Annotated in this window: 15 protein-coding genes and 1 pseudogene; 6 read left to right on the forward strand and 10 right to left on the reverse strand. The window is 69.8% G+C overall.

Going from position 1 to position 15,372, the window contains the following annotated elements:
• Window positions 1-11: 11 nt before the first annotated feature.
• Window positions 12-905 (reverse strand): helix-turn-helix transcriptional regulator, encoded by an 894-nt coding sequence (locus ABZ725_RS45050; RefSeq protein ID WP_358808162.1) that lies wholly within the window; start codon window positions 903-905, stop codon window positions 12-14.
• 291 nt (window positions 906-1,196) lie between these two features.
• Complete coding sequence (locus ABZ725_RS45055; protein ID WP_358808163.1) at window positions 1,197-2,027, reverse strand: helix-turn-helix transcriptional regulator; 831 nt, start codon at window positions 2,025-2,027, stop codon at window positions 1,197-1,199.
• 39 nt (window positions 2,028-2,066) lie between these two features.
• Here ABZ725_RS45055 and ABZ725_RS45060 point away from each other — a divergent pair.
• Both ABZ725_RS45060 and ABZ725_RS45065 read left to right on the forward strand, forming a co-directional pair.
• Window positions 2,067-2,551, forward strand: a pseudogene (locus ABZ725_RS45060) (SDR family NAD(P)-dependent oxidoreductase); the annotation flags it as partial.
• A gap of 30 nt (window positions 2,552-2,581) precedes the next feature.
• Entirely contained in the window at window positions 2,582-2,992 is a 411-nt protein-coding gene (locus tag ABZ725_RS45065) for a cupin domain-containing protein (protein WP_358808164.1), read from the forward strand.
• Window positions 2,993-3,345: 353 nt separating this feature from the next.
• On the opposite strand, the gene ABZ725_RS45070 is transcribed toward ABZ725_RS45065, so the two are convergent.
• Window positions 3,346-3,885, reverse strand: a complete 540-nt coding sequence (locus ABZ725_RS45070; protein WP_358808165.1) for an NAD(P)H-dependent oxidoreductase — start codon at window positions 3,883-3,885, stop codon at window positions 3,346-3,348.
• 109 nt (window positions 3,886-3,994) lie between these two features.
• On the opposite strand from ABZ725_RS45070, the gene ABZ725_RS45075 reads away from it, so the two are divergent.
• Complete coding sequence (locus tag ABZ725_RS45075; protein ID WP_358808166.1) at window positions 3,995-4,462, forward strand: MarR family transcriptional regulator; 468 nt, start codon at window positions 3,995-3,997, stop codon at window positions 4,460-4,462.
• A gap of 266 nt (window positions 4,463-4,728) precedes the next feature.
• Here the strand turns inward: ABZ725_RS45075 and ABZ725_RS45080 are convergent, their stop codons facing one another.
• The 7 genes from ABZ725_RS45080 to ABZ725_RS45110 all read right to left on the reverse strand — a co-directional run bounded on the left by ABZ725_RS45080 (window position 4,729) and on the right by ABZ725_RS45110 (window position 11,246).
• Window positions 4,729-5,391, reverse strand: coding sequence for a response regulator transcription factor (locus ABZ725_RS45080; protein WP_358808167.1), 663 nt, complete (start codon window positions 5,389-5,391; stop codon window positions 4,729-4,731).
• A 56-nt stretch (window positions 5,392-5,447) separates the two neighbouring features.
• Window positions 5,448-6,611, reverse strand: coding sequence for a histidine kinase (locus ABZ725_RS45085; RefSeq protein ID WP_358808168.1), 1,164 nt, complete (start codon window positions 6,609-6,611; stop codon window positions 5,448-5,450).
• A gap of 76 nt (window positions 6,612-6,687) precedes the next feature.
• Window positions 6,688-7,503: an ABC transporter permease gene (locus ABZ725_RS45090; protein ID WP_358808169.1), complete on the reverse strand. Its 816-nt coding sequence runs from the start codon at window positions 7,501-7,503 to the stop codon at window positions 6,688-6,690.
• Window positions 7,500-8,444, reverse strand: coding sequence for an ATP-binding cassette domain-containing protein (locus ABZ725_RS45095; protein ID WP_358808170.1), 945 nt, complete (start codon window positions 8,442-8,444; stop codon window positions 7,500-7,502). The genes ABZ725_RS45090 and ABZ725_RS45095 overlap by 4 nt, the downstream gene beginning before the upstream one ends.
• Window positions 8,445-8,572: 128 nt before the next feature.
• The gene (locus tag ABZ725_RS45100; protein WP_358808171.1) at window positions 8,573-9,607 is read right to left on the reverse strand and encodes a 2-dehydropantoate 2-reductase N-terminal domain-containing protein; all 1,035 of its coding nucleotides are present in this window, start codon (window positions 9,605-9,607) and stop codon (window positions 8,573-8,575) included.
• 48 nt (window positions 9,608-9,655) lie between these two features.
• Entirely contained in the window at window positions 9,656-10,390 is a 735-nt protein-coding gene (locus ABZ725_RS45105) for an NAD(P)-binding domain-containing protein (RefSeq protein ID WP_358808172.1), read from the reverse strand.
• A gap of 85 nt (window positions 10,391-10,475) precedes the next feature.
• Entirely contained in the window at window positions 10,476-11,246 is a 771-nt protein-coding gene (locus ABZ725_RS45110; RefSeq protein WP_358808173.1) for an SDR family oxidoreductase, read from the reverse strand.
• 177 nt (window positions 11,247-11,423) lie between these two features.
• Between ABZ725_RS45110 and ABZ725_RS45115 the strand changes: the two genes are divergently transcribed.
• The 3 genes from ABZ725_RS45115 to ABZ725_RS45125 all read left to right on the forward strand — a co-directional run bounded on the left by ABZ725_RS45115 (window position 11,424) and on the right by ABZ725_RS45125 (window position 15,243).
• A complete protein-coding gene (locus tag ABZ725_RS45115) occupies window positions 11,424-12,017 on the forward strand; it encodes a TetR family transcriptional regulator (protein ID WP_358808174.1) in 594 nt (197 codons plus the stop codon).
• A gap of 225 nt (window positions 12,018-12,242) precedes the next feature.
• Entirely contained in the window at window positions 12,243-13,835 is a 1,593-nt protein-coding gene (locus tag ABZ725_RS45120) for a Na+/H+ antiporter (protein WP_358808175.1), read from the forward strand.
• 127 nt (window positions 13,836-13,962) lie between these two features.
• Complete coding sequence (locus ABZ725_RS45125; protein ID WP_358808176.1) at window positions 13,963-15,243, forward strand: metallophosphoesterase; 1,281 nt, start codon at window positions 13,963-13,965, stop codon at window positions 15,241-15,243.
• Window positions 15,244-15,372 lie beyond the last annotated feature (129 nt).

Below are 15,372 nucleotides of genomic sequence, written 5' to 3' on the forward strand. Positions count from 1 at the left end.
GCCGGCCGCCGTCAGCTCCGCTCCTCCTCCACGGGTTTCGAGATCTCTTCGGTGACCGCCCTGTCGAGGAGGAGCATCTTGTCGTGGTCGGGAGTGCCGGCTTGCGCGTAGAACACCACGAGGCGGTGACCGGGGGTGGCGTCCAGCTGCATGGACTGGTAGCCGAGGGTGAGGTCGCCGACCTCCGGGTGGTGGAAGGTTTTGTCCCCGCGCGGGTGCGGCTGTACGTCGTAGTCCCTCCAGCGGCGCACGAACTCCGGGCTTTCGAGCCTGAGTTCGTCGATGAGTTGGGCCAGGCCGGGGGCGTCCGGTTCGGTTCCGGCCAGGGCGCGTATACGGCCGACACACGTGCGGACCTGCTCGTCCCAGTCCGCGAACAGCTTCGGCGCATGGGGGTCGAGAAAGAGATAGCGCAAGGCGTTGAGTCTGTCGGCCGGCCAGTGCTCCGACCCTGCGAACAGGCGGACCGAGCCCGGGTTGCCGGCGAGGATGTCCATCGTGCGGCTGATCACGTACGCGGGGTTGGGGCGCAGGCTCTCCAGCATCAGCTCGATGCCGGGCCCGACAGTCCGCTCGGGCACAGCCGACTGTTTGGGCGCGGTCCGGGCGGCACGCTCGGCGAGCTCGCAGAGGTGCTCGTGCTCGTGTTCGTCCAGCCGGAGGGCGCGGGCGAGGGCGTCGAGGACGGACGGGCTGGGGTTGGTCTCCTGCCCGCGCTCCAAGCGCGCGTAGTAGTCGATGCTGATCCCCGCCAGCGTGGCCAGCTCCTCGCGGCGCAGCCCTGGTGTACGCCGCAGCCCTGCGCCCGCGGCCAGGCCGACGCCCTCGGGCGCCACCTGGGCCCGGCGGGTCCGCAGGAAGATCCCCAGTCCGCTGCCGTCGGCGATCTGCTGCTCACGTGCCATGCGGTCCAGTATGCAACCTGGTGGGGCGGACCTGTGAACCGCGTGTGGGTACGTCCCAGGGGGCAAGCCACCGACCGGCTGCCTGGTCGATCGGTTCGGCAGCGGCGGAGGTGAAGACCGTCCCCCGTTCTTTCCGAACCCGAGAACCGGCAGCCAGTTATTGATCCTGCTCTGGCAAAGGACCGTTTGCGAGAACAGTCAGGTGTTTCCGGGCTTCGGTGCACTGTTCATCGGTTCTGCTGGTCGGTGGGAGCGGGGCTGCCCAGTAGGCGAGGCGTTCTCGGTGGCGGCTCAAGCAGCGAGGAGTTGCAGGGCGTCATGGTCGGGGGCGCCTGGAGCGGTGCTGTAGGCGGTGAGGGTGAGACCGGGCTGGGCGGGCAGCTCCATGGCGTCGAAGTCGAGGGTGATCACGCCGACGGCGGGGTGGCGGAAGGCTTTGCGGCCGGTGTAGTGCAGGCGCACGTTGTGCTTGGCCAAGGCGGTGCGGAATTCCTCGCTGCGGGTGACGAGTTCGCCGATCAGCTGGGTCAGGTCGCTGTCGTGCGGGGCGCGCCCGGCCTCGGTGCGCAGCAGGGACACGGTGGTGTTCAGGGCCTGCTCCCAGTCGGGGAAGAAGTCGCGGCCGAGCGGGTCGAGGAACTGAAAGCGGGCGATGTTGGCCGTCTGGGTAGTGGGGTCGGGGAACAGGGGTGAGTACAGGGCGCGGCCGAGAGGGTTGGTGGCGAGGATGTCGAGGCGGCCGTTGCGGACAAAGGCCGGGGAGTCGGTCATGGAGTGCAGCACGCGCAGGACGCTGTCGGGGAGCGGGCCGCGGGCGCGCTTGCGGCGGGCGGGGCGTTTGGCGGCGGCGCGGGCCAGGTCGTAGAGGTGGGCGCGTTCGGCCTCGTCAAGCTGGAGGGCGTTCGCGACGGCGTCGAGGACTTCTTCCGAGGCGCCGGCGATGTGACCGCGCTCCAGGCGGACGTAGTAGTCGACGCTGACGCCGGTGAGCATGGCGACTTCCTCGCGGCGCAGGCCCTTCACCCGGCGGTTGCTGCCGTAGGCGGGCAGCCCGGCCCGCTGTGGGGTGATCTTGGCCCGACGGGAGGCCAGGAACTCGCGGATGTCGCTCTCGGTGCTCATGCCTTCCACGCCAAGCCGGACAGCGCAGATCTGGGCCCCGACGCGCAGATCCGCGCCCAGATCGAGACGAACCTGTTCGGCCCGATGAACGTCACCCGCGCCGCGCTGCCCGTCATGCGTGCCCAGCGCGCCGGGCACGTCCTCACCCTCTCCTCCCTTGCCGGGGCGGTCGGCGTCGACTTCTGCGTCGCCTACTCAGCCGCCAAGTTCGGCAGCCGGGCTTCTTCCGCACCGAACTCCTCGTGGACGCCTCCACCACCTACGCCGAGGGCTCCATTGACGACTACGCCGAGCGCACCGCCGAGACCAAGACGGTCTGGGCCTCCATGAACGGCATGCAGAGCGGCGACCCCGCCAAGCTCGCCGACGCCCTGCTCAAGGTCGCCGACCTGCAAGCGCCCCCACTGCGGTTCGTCGCCGGCGACGACTGCCTCCAGGCCGTCGAGGCCAAGGCCAGGGAACTCCTCGCGCAGGTCGACGCCTCCCGCGCACTGGGCTCCGGCCTGACCCACGACGACGCCTGACCACCCGCCCACGACCACAGAGGAACACCCATGGAACACGTCACCGACACCCCTACGATGAAGGCCCCGGCCGAGCGCTTCACCGGCGATGTCTACCTCAACCTCATCGAGGCCCCCGCCGAGCCCGCACGCCTGGCCGTCGGCCTGGTGCGCTTCACCCCCGGAGCCCGCACCAACTGGCACTCGCACGCCAACGGCCAGACCCTCTACGTCACCGACGGCGTCGGCATGGTCGGCACCCGCGACGGCCAGGTGGCCCGCATCACCGCCGGTGAGACCCTCAAGTGCCTGGCGGGCGAAGAGCACTGGCACGGCGCCACCGACACGAACCTCATGGCCCACCTCGCCATCGTCGTCGGCGACGGAAACGGCGACGGCACCGCCTGGCTGGAGCCGGTCACCGATGAGCAGTACGCCAAGGCCCTGGCCGCCCACGCCTGAACCCCACCGCTCCGCAGCGCCGCCGACGCTACCGGGCGGAGACCATGCCCGTAGTGGCCGGGACGCCTGAGCGTCCCGGTCACCACGTCTTCGGCCAGGCCCCAGCCCGGATGCCACGCCGGGGCCGCCGCTACCTCCTTTTGCGGAGCGCGAGGACGGGGCACCGCCGGCGCCCGCACGGAGCGTGGATACGTGGACCAGGGCGGACTGAAGAGGTGGAGGGCGATCATGGACACCTCCTGGGACTCCTTGTCCTGCCCGGCCAGGTCGCCATCCTTGCCGTAGAAGAGGTCCTTGTTCGCGCTGTCTCGTCTCCCCTGGATGCCATGGGCCGCCGCGACCCCTGGGGGCCGTCAGGCGAAGGAGGCAAGCAGTTCGCGGTACTGCTTGGCGGCGATGGCCAGGTCCTCGTCGGAGACCCCGAAGACGGTGCTGTGCAGCTTGAAGTAGGGCTGCTGCGTGTCGAACTGGCACAGACGCAGGGTGTTGTCCCAGTTGTTGAGCAGCTCCTCGATGGTGCGACCGTTGGAGCCCTCGGGAGAGTAGTTGCCTTCGCTGCCGCCGACGGTGACCGCCACGACGGCCTTCTTGCCGGCGGTCTGCGATGCGGTGCCGTCGGTGGTGAAGGCCCAGCCGTGGGTGAGGACGAGGTCCTGCCACAGCCTCAGGAGCGGGGTGGTGTTGTACCAGTAGACCGGGTGCTGGAAGACGATGACGTCGTGCTCGGCGAGGAGCGCGCGCTCGGCGTCGCCGTCGAGGGCGAAGTCGGGGTAGGCCGCGTACAGGTCGTGCACGGTCACATGGTCGAGGTCCCTGACGGCCTCGACGAGTGCGGCGTTGTGCTTCGACTCGGCGAGGTTCGGGTGGCCTACGAGAACGAGAACCTTGGACATGGGGGTGCCTCTCGAACGGGCGATCGTTGAAATGGGAACAATCCGAGAGTAAGCGAGGAAGGTTGAGAGCTCAAGTGAGAGCTCAAGTGTGCTCGGCTACTCTGTGCCCATGGACGACGTGCGATGGCTGGACAGCTATGAGCAGGAGACCTGGCGGGCCTATCACGTGGCCTCTCAACTGCTGGTCGAGTCCCTGGACCGGCGACTCCAGCGCGACGCACAGATGCCGCACGCCTACTACCTGATCCTCGCCATGCTCTCCGAGGCGCCCAGCCGCACCATGACGATGACCCGGCTGGCACAGCAGGTCCACGCCCCCGCGAGCCGCCTCTCCCACGCCGCCACGAAGCTTGAATCACACGGCTGGATCCGCCGCCACCGCGACCCCGACTGCGGCAGGACCACGCTCGCCACCCTCACCGACGAGGGCTTCTCCGTGCTGACCGAAACGGCCCCCGGCTACGTCCGCCAGGTACGCTCCGCATTCTTCGACCGGCTCACCCCGGAGCAGGTACGGCAGCTCCATTCCATCTTCACCAGCCTGCTGACCGAGTTCGAGCAGGAGGGACAACACTGACGGCGGCGGGACCTGGAGCCCCCGGGCTCCGCCTCAGCCCTCATGACCCGCACGGCGCTCCGCGGTGATCGAAGGACGGCGTTCGCATCTCCCGCTATCACACCAACCTGCGCGATCTCCCCGACGTAGGCGCTCGGCGACGGTTCCGCTGTACCACTGCGGCCCGGCCCGCGAGCGACCGCCGTCGTGTTTCCCGTGACCAAACCTCAGTCCGCTTGGCCGGCATCCTGCCCATGTGCCTGCTGAAGACGGTGGAGGACAGAAACCTATGCGCGAGCGAAGCCCGTCCGATAGGCGATGACGACGAGTTGCGCGCGGTCGCGTGCGTGCAGCTTGGTCATGATGCGGTTGACGTGGGTCTTGGCGGTGTGCGGCGACAGGTGGAGGCGCTGCGCGATGTCGTCGTTGGACAGGCCTGCCGCGACCAGGCCCAGGACCTCGCGTTCTCGTTCGGTGAGACGTTCCATTCCCGGCGGGGTGGTGCGCGGTGAGGGCCCGGGCTGGATCAGGTAGCGGGCGATGAGCGCCTTGGTGGCCTTCGGCGACAGCAGTGCCTCGCCCTGGGCCACGGTGCGGATGCCATCGAGGAGGGTGACCGGCTGGACGCCCTTGCCGAGAAACCCGCTGGCGCCGCCGCTCAGGGCCTCGAAGACGTACTCGTCGGCCTCGAAGGTGGTCAGGATCAGCACCTTCAGGGCGGCCAGGTCCTTGTCCGCGCCGATCGTGCGGGTGGCTTCGAGGCCGTCCATCTCGGGCATGCGGATGTCCATGAGGATGACATCGGGTCGGGCGTCACGGGCCAGGGTGACGGCCTCGCGGCCGTTACCGGCCTCGCCGACCACTTCCAGGTCGGGCTCCGCATCGATGAGCATGCGGAATCCGGCGCGGATCACCGGCTGGTCGTCGGCGACCAGGACGCGGATGGTCATGGTGGGTTCCCTTTCGGCGGCGGGGGCGGACGCGGTACCGGCTCCTGCCGGATCTTCTAGTGGTCGGGCAGCAGGAGCCGTGCGTGGAGGCGGAAGGTGCCGTCGGGATCCGGCCCGGCGGACAGGGTGCCGCCCGTCGCCTGGGCGCGTTCGCGCATGCCGGTGAGGCCGTGCCCGGTGCCGACGGCTACGGCCGGGGCAACGCGGAGCGGGTTGCAGATGGTGATGTCCAGCGCGTCCGGCCAGTAGTCCAGGAGGAGCAGGGCACCGGGCTCGCGCCCGTGCTTGTGGGCGTTCGTCAGCCCCTCCTGGATGATCCGGTAGGCGGCGAGGTCGGTGGCGGTCGGCAACGGCCGGGGTTCTCCGACGACCTGATGGCGGATGCCCAGACCGGCCGCCGTGAACGATTCGAGGAGCTGCCCCAGCCGGGACAGCCCGGGAAGGGGTTCGGTCGGCATCGTCTCGTCGTCGGCCTGGCGCAGTACGTAAAGCAGTTGGCCGAGTTCGTCGAGCACCGCGCTGCCCGCCTCGTGGATGTGACCGAGGGCAATCTCGATCTTGTCGGGCTGGGTGCGCGCGAGGTGGCTGGCGACACCGGCCTGGACGTTGATCAACGCGATGTGGTGGGCGATCACGTCGTGGAGTTCCCGGGCGATGCGCAGCCGCTCCTCGGCGACCCGGCGGCGGGCCTCCTCCTCCAGGGTCGCTTCGGCGCGCTCGGCCCGTTCCTCGGCCGCCGCGACGTAGTTGCGCCAGGTGCGCACGCTGAAGCCGATGGCCGCTGCCATCCCGACGAAGGCGACCACCCCGAAGATCTCCCCGTTGATGACCGAGCCCGCGTCATAGGCGTTGGCGGCATACAGGGCAGCGGCCGTGGTGACGGTCGCGATGATCGCGGGCCACCGCGGAGCCCGGACGGTGACCGTGTAGAGCGCGATCATCGCCGTGGTCTCCAGCAGATGCGCGGTCGTGGGCGCGGCCACGATCGAGACCACGGCGCCGAGCAGGGTGAACACCAGCACGGTCAGGGGCGCCCGGCGGCAGGCGAACAGCAGGACGAAGGTCAGGCCGGCGGCGAGGACATCGAGGGCCGACGGGCTCCGCCCGGACTCGCCCAGCGTGTCCAGCACCGTGGCCACACCCGCGATCGCCGCCGCGAGGACGGCGTCGAACAGGCCTGGGCGAGATTGGATCACCCGCCGCAGGGACGCCGTGCTCATGACGGTCTCAGAGTGGGGCGCGGCCGTGCCGCCCAAGCGCCTCACGGCACCGGGCGGCACGGCCTCGTCGTCCGGGTCACGCATCGCGCCGCTTGAGCAGGGCCGCAGCGCCCGTCAAAAGGGCCACGAGGTAGCAGACGAAGACCAGGAGCCCGGCCCACGGCGACAGGGCGTCGCTGCCGAGGTTCTGCTCCGTGATGAACGACTGCGCGGCGTTCATCGGCGCGTACGGAGAGATGGCGTCGCTGACGCTCCCGGGCAGCAGCCGCAGCACGCTCGGTGCCAGGAACAGTGCGCCGACCACCGCTGTGATCGCACCGGCGGTGTTGCGCAGCATGCTGCCCACCGCCAGCCCGATCAACCCGGCGCCGGTCAGGTAGACAGCCGCGCCGACGACCGCCCGGAAGGCGCCGGGGTCGGACAGCGAGGCGCCGTCGAGACCGCGTGCCGACAGGATCGCCTGGCCGGCCAGGAACGACGTCAAGGCGGCGGCGAACGTGAACAGGAAGCTGCCCGCGGTGAAGACCGCCACCTTGGCCCACAGCACCGGCAGGCGGGCCGGTACCGCCGACAGCGTGGAGCGGATGGTGCCGGTGGCGTACTCGCTGGTGGCCATGAGCACTCCGACCACCGCAGTGGCCAGCGCGGCCATCGTGACCCCGTAGAGGCTGTTCCACGTCGGGTCGTCCAAAGCCGGGCCGTTCCCGCCGTCGCCCTCCACGACCATGGAGGACACTAGGCCGAGGCCCACCGTGACCAGCGCCGCGATGGCGAGGGTGTAGAAGGTGGACCGCAGCGACCAGAATTTGATCCACTCCATGCGCGCGACGCGCGGCAGGGTGACCCGGGAACCCGCTGTCCGGGTGAACGTGGCGTTGCCTGCGGTACTCATCGGGTTGTCCTTCCTTGCGTGGCGAGCGGAGCGTCGACCGAGCCGGCGTGGTACTCGACGGAGTCCTGCGTGATCTCCATGAACGCCTCCTCCAGCGAGGCCTCCTTGGGCGCTAGGTAGTGCAGGGTCAGCCCGGCGTCGGCCGCCCGATCTCCGATCTCGGGCGCGTCCAGCCCTTCGACGTCGAGCACGCCGGCCTCGGAACTGCTGACCGTGACCCCGTCACCGGCCAGCAGTTCGCGCAGGCGCGCCGCCTGGGGCGAATGCACCCGCACGCTGCGATGCGACGACCGGGCGATGAATTCGGCGATCGGACCGGCCGACAGCAGGCGGCCTCGCCCGATCACGATCAGGTCCTCGGCCGTGACCGCCATCTCGCTCATCAGATGCGAGGAGACCAGGACGGTACGCCCCTGCTCCGCCAGCCCCTTGAGCAGGTTGCGGATCCACAGCACGCCCTCCGGGTCCAGGCCGTTGACCGGCTCGTCCAGGATGATCGTCTTCGGGTCGCCGAGGAGGGCCGTGGCGATGCCCAGCCGCTGCCCCATGCCGAGCGAGAACGCACCGGCCCGCTTGTGGGCCACGTCCTTCAGGCCGACCAGGTCGATGACCTCCAGCACCCGCTTCGTCCCGATGCCGTTGCTCGCCGCCAGGGCCCGCAGGTGGTGGAACGCCGAACGCCCCGGGTGCACTGCCTTCGCCTCCAGCAGCGCACCGATCTCGTGCAGCGGCGCCGCGTGCCGCGCGTGTGGCCGCCCGTTGACCGTGACCGTGCCGGACGTCGGCCGGTCAAGGCCCATGATCATCCGCATGGTCGTCGACTTCCCTGCCCCGTTGGGGCCGAGGAAGCCGGTCACGATGCCCGGTCGCACGGAGAAGCTCAGGGAGTCGACCGCGAGTTTCTCGCCGTACCTCTTGGTGAGGTTGTTGACCTCGATCATGTTCCTACCTCCGATGGCGAAAGTGCTTAGGGCTCAACCCTCGCCTTTCGGCAGCTCAGGGGCGTCGCCCCACCGCGGACACCTGTCGTACCGCGATGGTGGTACGGCAGATGTCCTGCCGAACGGCGTCAGATGGGTTGGCCCGCTGCTTTGTGCGCCGCCAGCCGCTCCAACAAGGAGGCGAGCGCTGTCATCGGCCTGCCGTGGCGCCGGCCCTCGTCGAGACACGCGCGCAGTCCCTCGACGTCCTGTGCGTGCACCTTGCCGCCGTGGTGAAAGCGGTTGAAGGCCTGGTAGTCCAGCGGCAGCATGTCCCGCTCCATCTTGAGGTGCACCTTCGCGGTGGTGCGCGGCCCCATGAAGCGGGCCATCAGCCTGCCCCGCAGGCCGTTCTTCGGGAGCGCCATGATCTCGGCCTGGGCGCGACAGGCCAGCCGCCAGAGCTCTTTGTCCGCCACGAGGCCGGCGAATCCGGGCCAGCCCGCGATCGCCCCTGCCATGTACACGGGGGAGCCCGCGTCGGAGAAGATGTCGTCGAGGCCTCTGCTGATGAGAGCGCAGCGTGAGAGGCCGGACCGGTTGTAGAGGGCGGCGAATTCCTTGGCGGCGGTGGCATTGCCGCTGTCGATGCGGAAGCCGACGTTGTTCGCAGGGTGCTTGTAGGCGACGTTCGCCCTGGCGACCTTTGCCGGGTCCGTCGGTGCGTGCACGGGCAGGCCTGCCCTCGCCTGATGGGCGAGCATGCCGAGGAACCCGTGGGTCAAGCGGTCCGCGGCGATGCCGAGGACGTCCAGGTAGTGGTCACGGATGCCCATGCCGAAGGCGCTCATGACGACGTGCGCGTCGGACATGCGGATCGCGTCGCCGAGGGCGCGTAGCGTCGCGGTGCCTTCTTCGGTGCGGCTGGCGTGTCCGTCGAGCGTGACGAGCACGAACTGGAAGCTCTTCTCGGCCAGTTCGGCGGTGTTCTCCACGACGCTGTAGTCAGCGAAGACTTTCAATGAGGCGTCGTCGTAGCAGTAGAGCTGCTGCGGGGAGTCGAGCGCGGATTTCCGTCCGGCACGGACGAGGAAGGTGACGTCCGTGCCGGCCCGGGCCAGGTGGTAGCCGACGGGAAGTCCCGTGGCACCGGCGCCGACAATCAGTATGGACGATCTGTTCATGGAGTATCTCCGAGGTGACGTGTCTGCCCTGGAACGGTCTGTCGGCGTTCAGGCCCGGCCAGGGGCTGTACCTACGGCCGCGTCGGCCAGTTCCCTGACCCGGTCGGCGGGGACCGCGACTCCCGGGGTCTCCAGGTACCAGCGGTACGCCTCCTCCTGGCTCATCTCCTGGGTGGGCTGTGCCGGGAAGTACGGCTGCACGTAGACGGGGGTGCCCGGTTCGCTGCGCCAGCTGTCGGCGAGGGCGCCGATGTCCACCGCGTCGTAGCCGAGGACGTCCAGCAGGGCCGATGCCTCCGCCTTGGCCTCTATGTCGTCACCCGCGAGGGGCAGCGCGCTGCGGTCCGGGGCTCCGGCCGGCCGGGCCAGGGCGGAGAGGCGCACGGAGTCGACGTTGTTGAAGGCCTTGACGACGCGGGAGCCGGTCAGGTGCCGCTGGACCAGCTCGCTGGAGGTCAGCTCGCCCTCGGCCAGCTCGGCGATGGGGCCGAAGTACTCCGGGAGGTGGTTCATGGTGTCGATGACCGTCTTGCCTGACAGGGCGGCGGAAGGAAGCCGGCCATAGGCGCTCAGCGGGATGGTCGCCACCACCAGCTCGCCGGCGTCGGCGGCCTCGGCGGGCGTGGCCGCTCGTGCCTGCGGGCCGAGTGCGGCGACCAGGTCGGCCAGGCTCTCCGGACCGCGGGAGTTGCTCAGGACGACGTTCAGGCCGGCGGCGACGGCCAAGCGGGCGAGTGCGCTTCCGATGTTGCCGGCACCGATGAGTCCGAGGGTCTTGGTCATGGGGATGTCTCCGTTTCAAAAGGGACGTTTTGATGGGAATCGATCGCAGGAGCAGATTTGTTGGAGGCCGCTCGGAGCTGCGGTCTCACCCGCGCAGGCTCATGCCTCCGTCGATCGACCAGGCCTGGCCGCTGATCCAGGCCGCGTCGTCGGAGAAGAGGAACGCGACGGCACCGGCCAGATCGGCGGGTTCGCCCAGGCGCGGACTGCGGGCGTACTGCAACGCCAGCGCCTGCATCTGCTGGTCGTCCTGCCTCTGCTGGGTCTCACCGATGACCAGACCCGGCGCGACAACGTTGCAGCGGACGCCCTCCTTGCCCCAGCGCGAGGCGATATGGCGGGTCAGCGCGTTGATCCCGGCCTTGGAGGCGGCGTACGCCGGGCGGGTGGGCTCGCCGCCCCAGGCAGCACCGGAGGAGGTGTTCACGATCACGCCGCCGCCCTGGCCGAGCAGGTGCGGGAGGACCGCACGGCAGGTGAGGGCGTAGCCGAGCAGATTCACGTCGTGGGTGCGCCGCCAGACCGCCGGGTCCATCTCCAGCAGGTCGGTGTCGCGGCCCATCGTGTTCTCGGAGAGATCGGCACCGACGTTGTACAGCCCGTCGACTCCGCCGAGTTCAGCGGCGGCCCGGTCGACCAGGTTCTGGATCGAGGCTTCGTCCGCGAGGTCGAACTCCACGGCGATCGCCGTCCCGCCCGCCTCGGTGATGCGCTGGGCGGTGACCTCCGCCCCCACGGGATCGATGTCCCCCACGACGACCGAGGCGCCCTCGTCGGCCAGCCGCTCCGCTGTGGCGGCACCGATGCCGGTGGCTCCGCCGGCGATGACGATCCGCTTGCCCTTCAGCCCTCTCATGTCACTCCCTCATTGCTGGTTCCCGGCTCCTGCCGGCGCACGGGATGGCTACAGCCGCAGAAATCTGAATCGAAGCACCACATATGAATCACTCGATGGTTTCTGAAACTCGGTGTCACACTAGAGACTGTAGTTCATCCCTGCGAGTCAGGTTCGAGAGAGAGGTAGGATCACGAGGTGACTGAAGGAGCGCGAACAAGCACGCGAGACATCGCACGAGCCGCCGTACGGGCCGAGTTGTCCCAGGTGGCCTTCGAGTTGTTCCGCCGCGACGGATTCGACAAGGTCACCGTCAACGACCTGGCCGCAGCGGCCGGGGTGTCACGCAGTACCTTCCTGCGGTACTTCGGCAGCAAGGAGGACGCCGTCCTCGGCGCCGTCGAAGCACAGGGCGAACAGGTCGCCGACGCCTTGCGCGCCCGGCCCGCCGACGAGGACGACTGGACGGCGCTACGGCGTGCGCTGGACGCCGTCATCGAGCCCTACCACCACGACCCGGCCGCAGCGCTCGCTACGACCCGCCTGGTCATGGGCACACCCGCCTTGTGCACGCGGCAGCGGGAGAAGCAGAACAGCTGGCGCCCCGCCCTGGCCGGGGCACTCGCCGAGCGCACCGATCCGCCACGGACGCTGTCCCTGGCCGTGGAGGTCAAAGCCATGGCGGCGCTGGACTGTCTCAATCTCGCCCTCGACCACTGGACCACCTCCGACGGTCGACTCGACCTCGTCGACCTCCTGGACGAAGCGTTCGCCGCGCTGACCGGACGATAGGAAGGGCGCAGCCGCAGCGTCCTCACTCACGCGGCGTGACCAGTGTGCCGTCGCTCCCGGCTTCGTGGGGTGCCGTGTCACGGCACTGAACACGGTTCCCTGGCACAGCACGGTCTGCCACCCGGCGAATCCAGCGGCCAGACTCGGCGATCGAGGCGTCCGCCGTACCTACGACGATCCGGTTCGTACCGCGCTGAGCGCCCGTGTCCATCCCGGAGAAATTCCTTGCTCGGTCTCGAACTCGTCGTGGTCCTGTGCGTGACCGTGCTCGTGTGCCAGGTCGCGGGAGAACGGCTGCGCGTCGCCCCGCCCATCCTGCTGCTGGTCGCGGGGGCGCTGATCGGTTTCGTCCCGGCGCTGCGCGAGGTGCACCTGCCGCCGGAGGCGATGCTGCTGCTCTTCCTCCCGGCGCTGCTGTACTGGGAGAGCCTGACCACCTCCCTGCGCGGCATCCGGCAGGACCTGCGCGGCATCGTGCTGATGAGCACCGCGCTGGTCGTCCTCACGGCCTGGGCCGTGGCGGCCGTCGCGCACGCCCTGGGCCTGCCGTGGGGACCGGCATGGGTGCTCGGCGCCGCCGTCGCGCCGACCGATGCCACGACGGTCGGGGTCCTCGCCCGTATGCTGCCGCGCCGCGCAGTCACCCTGCTGCGTGCCGAGAGCCTCATCAACGACGGCACGGCCCTGGTCGTCTACGGCCTCGCCGTCGGCATCACGGTCGGCGAGGAGCATCTGAGCGGGCCGCGCGTCGGGTGGCTGTTCCTGCTGGCCTACATCGGCGGGGCGGCGGCCGGGGCGGTGACGGCGTGGCTCGGCATCCAGGTGCGCCGCCACCTGGACGATCCCCTCCTGGGGAACGTGGCCATGATCCTCACCCCGTTCACCGCGTTCCTCCTCGCCGAGCTGATCGAGGCCTCAGGCGTCCTGGCCGTCGTGGCGGCGGGACTGATCATGAGTCAGGCGGGTCCGCGCGTGGTGGGAGCGGCGACGCGGTATCAGGCGCAGACGTTCTGGTCGCTGGCCACCTTCCTGCTCAACGGCGTCCTGTTCGTCCTCGTCGGGGTGGAGGCGCAGTCGGCCGTCCGGGACCTGACCAGCGATGATCTCACCCACGCCGTGATCACGGTCATGGCCGTGTCCGGGGTGCTCGTCGCCGTGCGCTTCGCGTTCCAGTTCGCCGCCGCGTACCTGATCCGTCTGCTGGACCGCCGTCCGCAACAGCGCCTGCGCCGAGTCGGCCAGCGGGCCCGGGTGCTCGGCGCAGTGGCCGGGTTCCGGGGCGCGGTGTCGCTGGCTGTGGCCCTGTCGGTGCCCGAGACCCTCGACTCGGGTGCGCCGTTCCCCGACCGTGACGTGATCGTCTTCGTGACCTCCGGAGTCATCATGGTGACGCTCGTGGTGCAGGGCCTGATGCTCCCGCGCGTGGCCCGCTGGGCCCGGCTGCCCCACGACACGTCCGTCGAGGAAGAACGCCGGCTCGCGGAGACCACGGCCGTCGAAGCGGCACTCGAGGCGCTGCCGGAAGTGGCCGCCGACCTCGGTACCGACCCGGACGTCGTCGACTGGACGCGCCGCGAGTACGAGACCTATGCGCGTGTCGTCCGCGCGGGCGACACCGACGACGATGACGACCCCGCCGTGGTGCTGCGCCACATGGAGGACTACACCGCTCTACGCCTCGCCCTCCTGGCCCGGAAACGCGCCGCCGTCGTCAGCCTTCGCGACAAGAGCCGCATCGACGACACCGTGCTGCGCCAGGTGCAGGCACTGCTCGACATCGAGGAGGTCCGCCTGTCCGGGGCGGAGCTGCACGAATGACGCGGCACGATCCACCTCGCCGGTCCGTCTTTCGACCTCTTGACGCGGCGTCCTGAACTCACTGAACAGAAACCATCAAGTCTCCGACGTCACACGTCTGGCGTCCTACAGAGAGGACGGCTCTGCCGTGGTCATCATCTCCATAGTCGTCGGGCTCGCCGTGCTGGCGGCGTTCGGCGCACTCCACTGGTACGCGTGGCGCCGCCTCGTGCGCGACACGACGCGGCAGGGCTCCGTCCTGCGCCGATCGGGAAGCGTCGTCTTCGTGGCCGGGTCGTTGATCGCGGTGGGCGCCCTGATGATCAGCCGCGCCGAAGTGCCGTTCCGCCTGGTACAGATCCTGGCCTGGCCCGGATACCTGTGGCTGGCGTTCTCGCTGTATCTGCTGCTCGCCCTGCTCGTAGGAGAGGCGGTCCGACCTCTGCTGCTGCGGTGGTTCGCACGACGGGACACGACGGCGGAGGTGGGCGCCCTGTCCCAGCAGACGCCTCAGCTCGCGGCCGTCGCGCCGGGACCTCCCGCCGTGACGGAGCACCCGCTAGCTCCGGAGTCCGGACCGCCCCCGGCTTCCGCCCCCGCCTCCCCCTCCCGCCGTCTGTTCGTCTCCCGCGTCGTGGGCGGCGTCGCCGCGGCTGCCGCCGTCGGCACGGTCGGCCAGGGCGCGTACGGCGTGCTGCGCGGCCCGAAGGTGAAGCGGGTCACCGTCCCCCTGGCCAAACTGCCCCGCAGTGCGCACGGATACCGGATCGCCGTAGTCAGCGACATCCACCTGGGTCCCGTCCTGGGCCGCGGTTTCGCCCAGCGGGTCGTCGACACCATCAACGCGACCCAGCCCGACCTGATCGCGGTGGTGGGCGACCTGGTCGACGGCAGTGTCGAGGACCTGGGCCCGGCGGCTGCCCCGCTGGCGCAGATGCGCGCACGGCACGGCGCGTTCTTCGTCACAGGCAACCACGAGTACCTCTCCGGCGCCGAGCAATGGGTCGAGAAGGTAAGGGAGTTGGGGCTTCGTCCCCTGGAGAACGCGCGCACGGAGCTGCCTGCCTTCGACCTGGCGGGTGTCGATGACGTCCGAGGCGAGCGGGAAGGGAAGGGCCCGGACTTCGCCAAGGCCCTCGGCGACCGCGACCGCTCCCGCGCCGCCGTCCTTCTCGCCCATCAGCCCGTGGTCATCCACGACGCGGTCCGCCACGGCGTGGATCTCCAGCTCTCGGGCCACACCCACGGCGGCCAGCTCTGGCCCGGCAACTACCTTGCCGAACTGGCCAATCCCACGGTCGCGGGCCTGGAGCGCTACGGCGACACCCAGCTCTACGTCAGCCGCGGTGCCGGAGCCTGGGGACCACCGGTGCGGGTGGGCGCCCCGTCCGACATCACCGTCGTCGAACTCGCCTCGCGACAGGCCTAGCTCCAGCTGTCGATCGTGATCTTGCCGCTCAGTGTGGCTGGCAGGCCGGATGGCCGGGTCGGGCAGTGGAAAGACGTGGCCGACATCGTGGCCTTCCTCGCGCAAGAACAGGATCGCCCACTGGTCGGT

Source organism: Streptomyces sp. NPDC006872 (genome assembly GCF_040635845.1).
Lineage (GTDB): Bacteria > Actinomycetota > Actinomycetes > Streptomycetales > Streptomycetaceae > Streptomyces.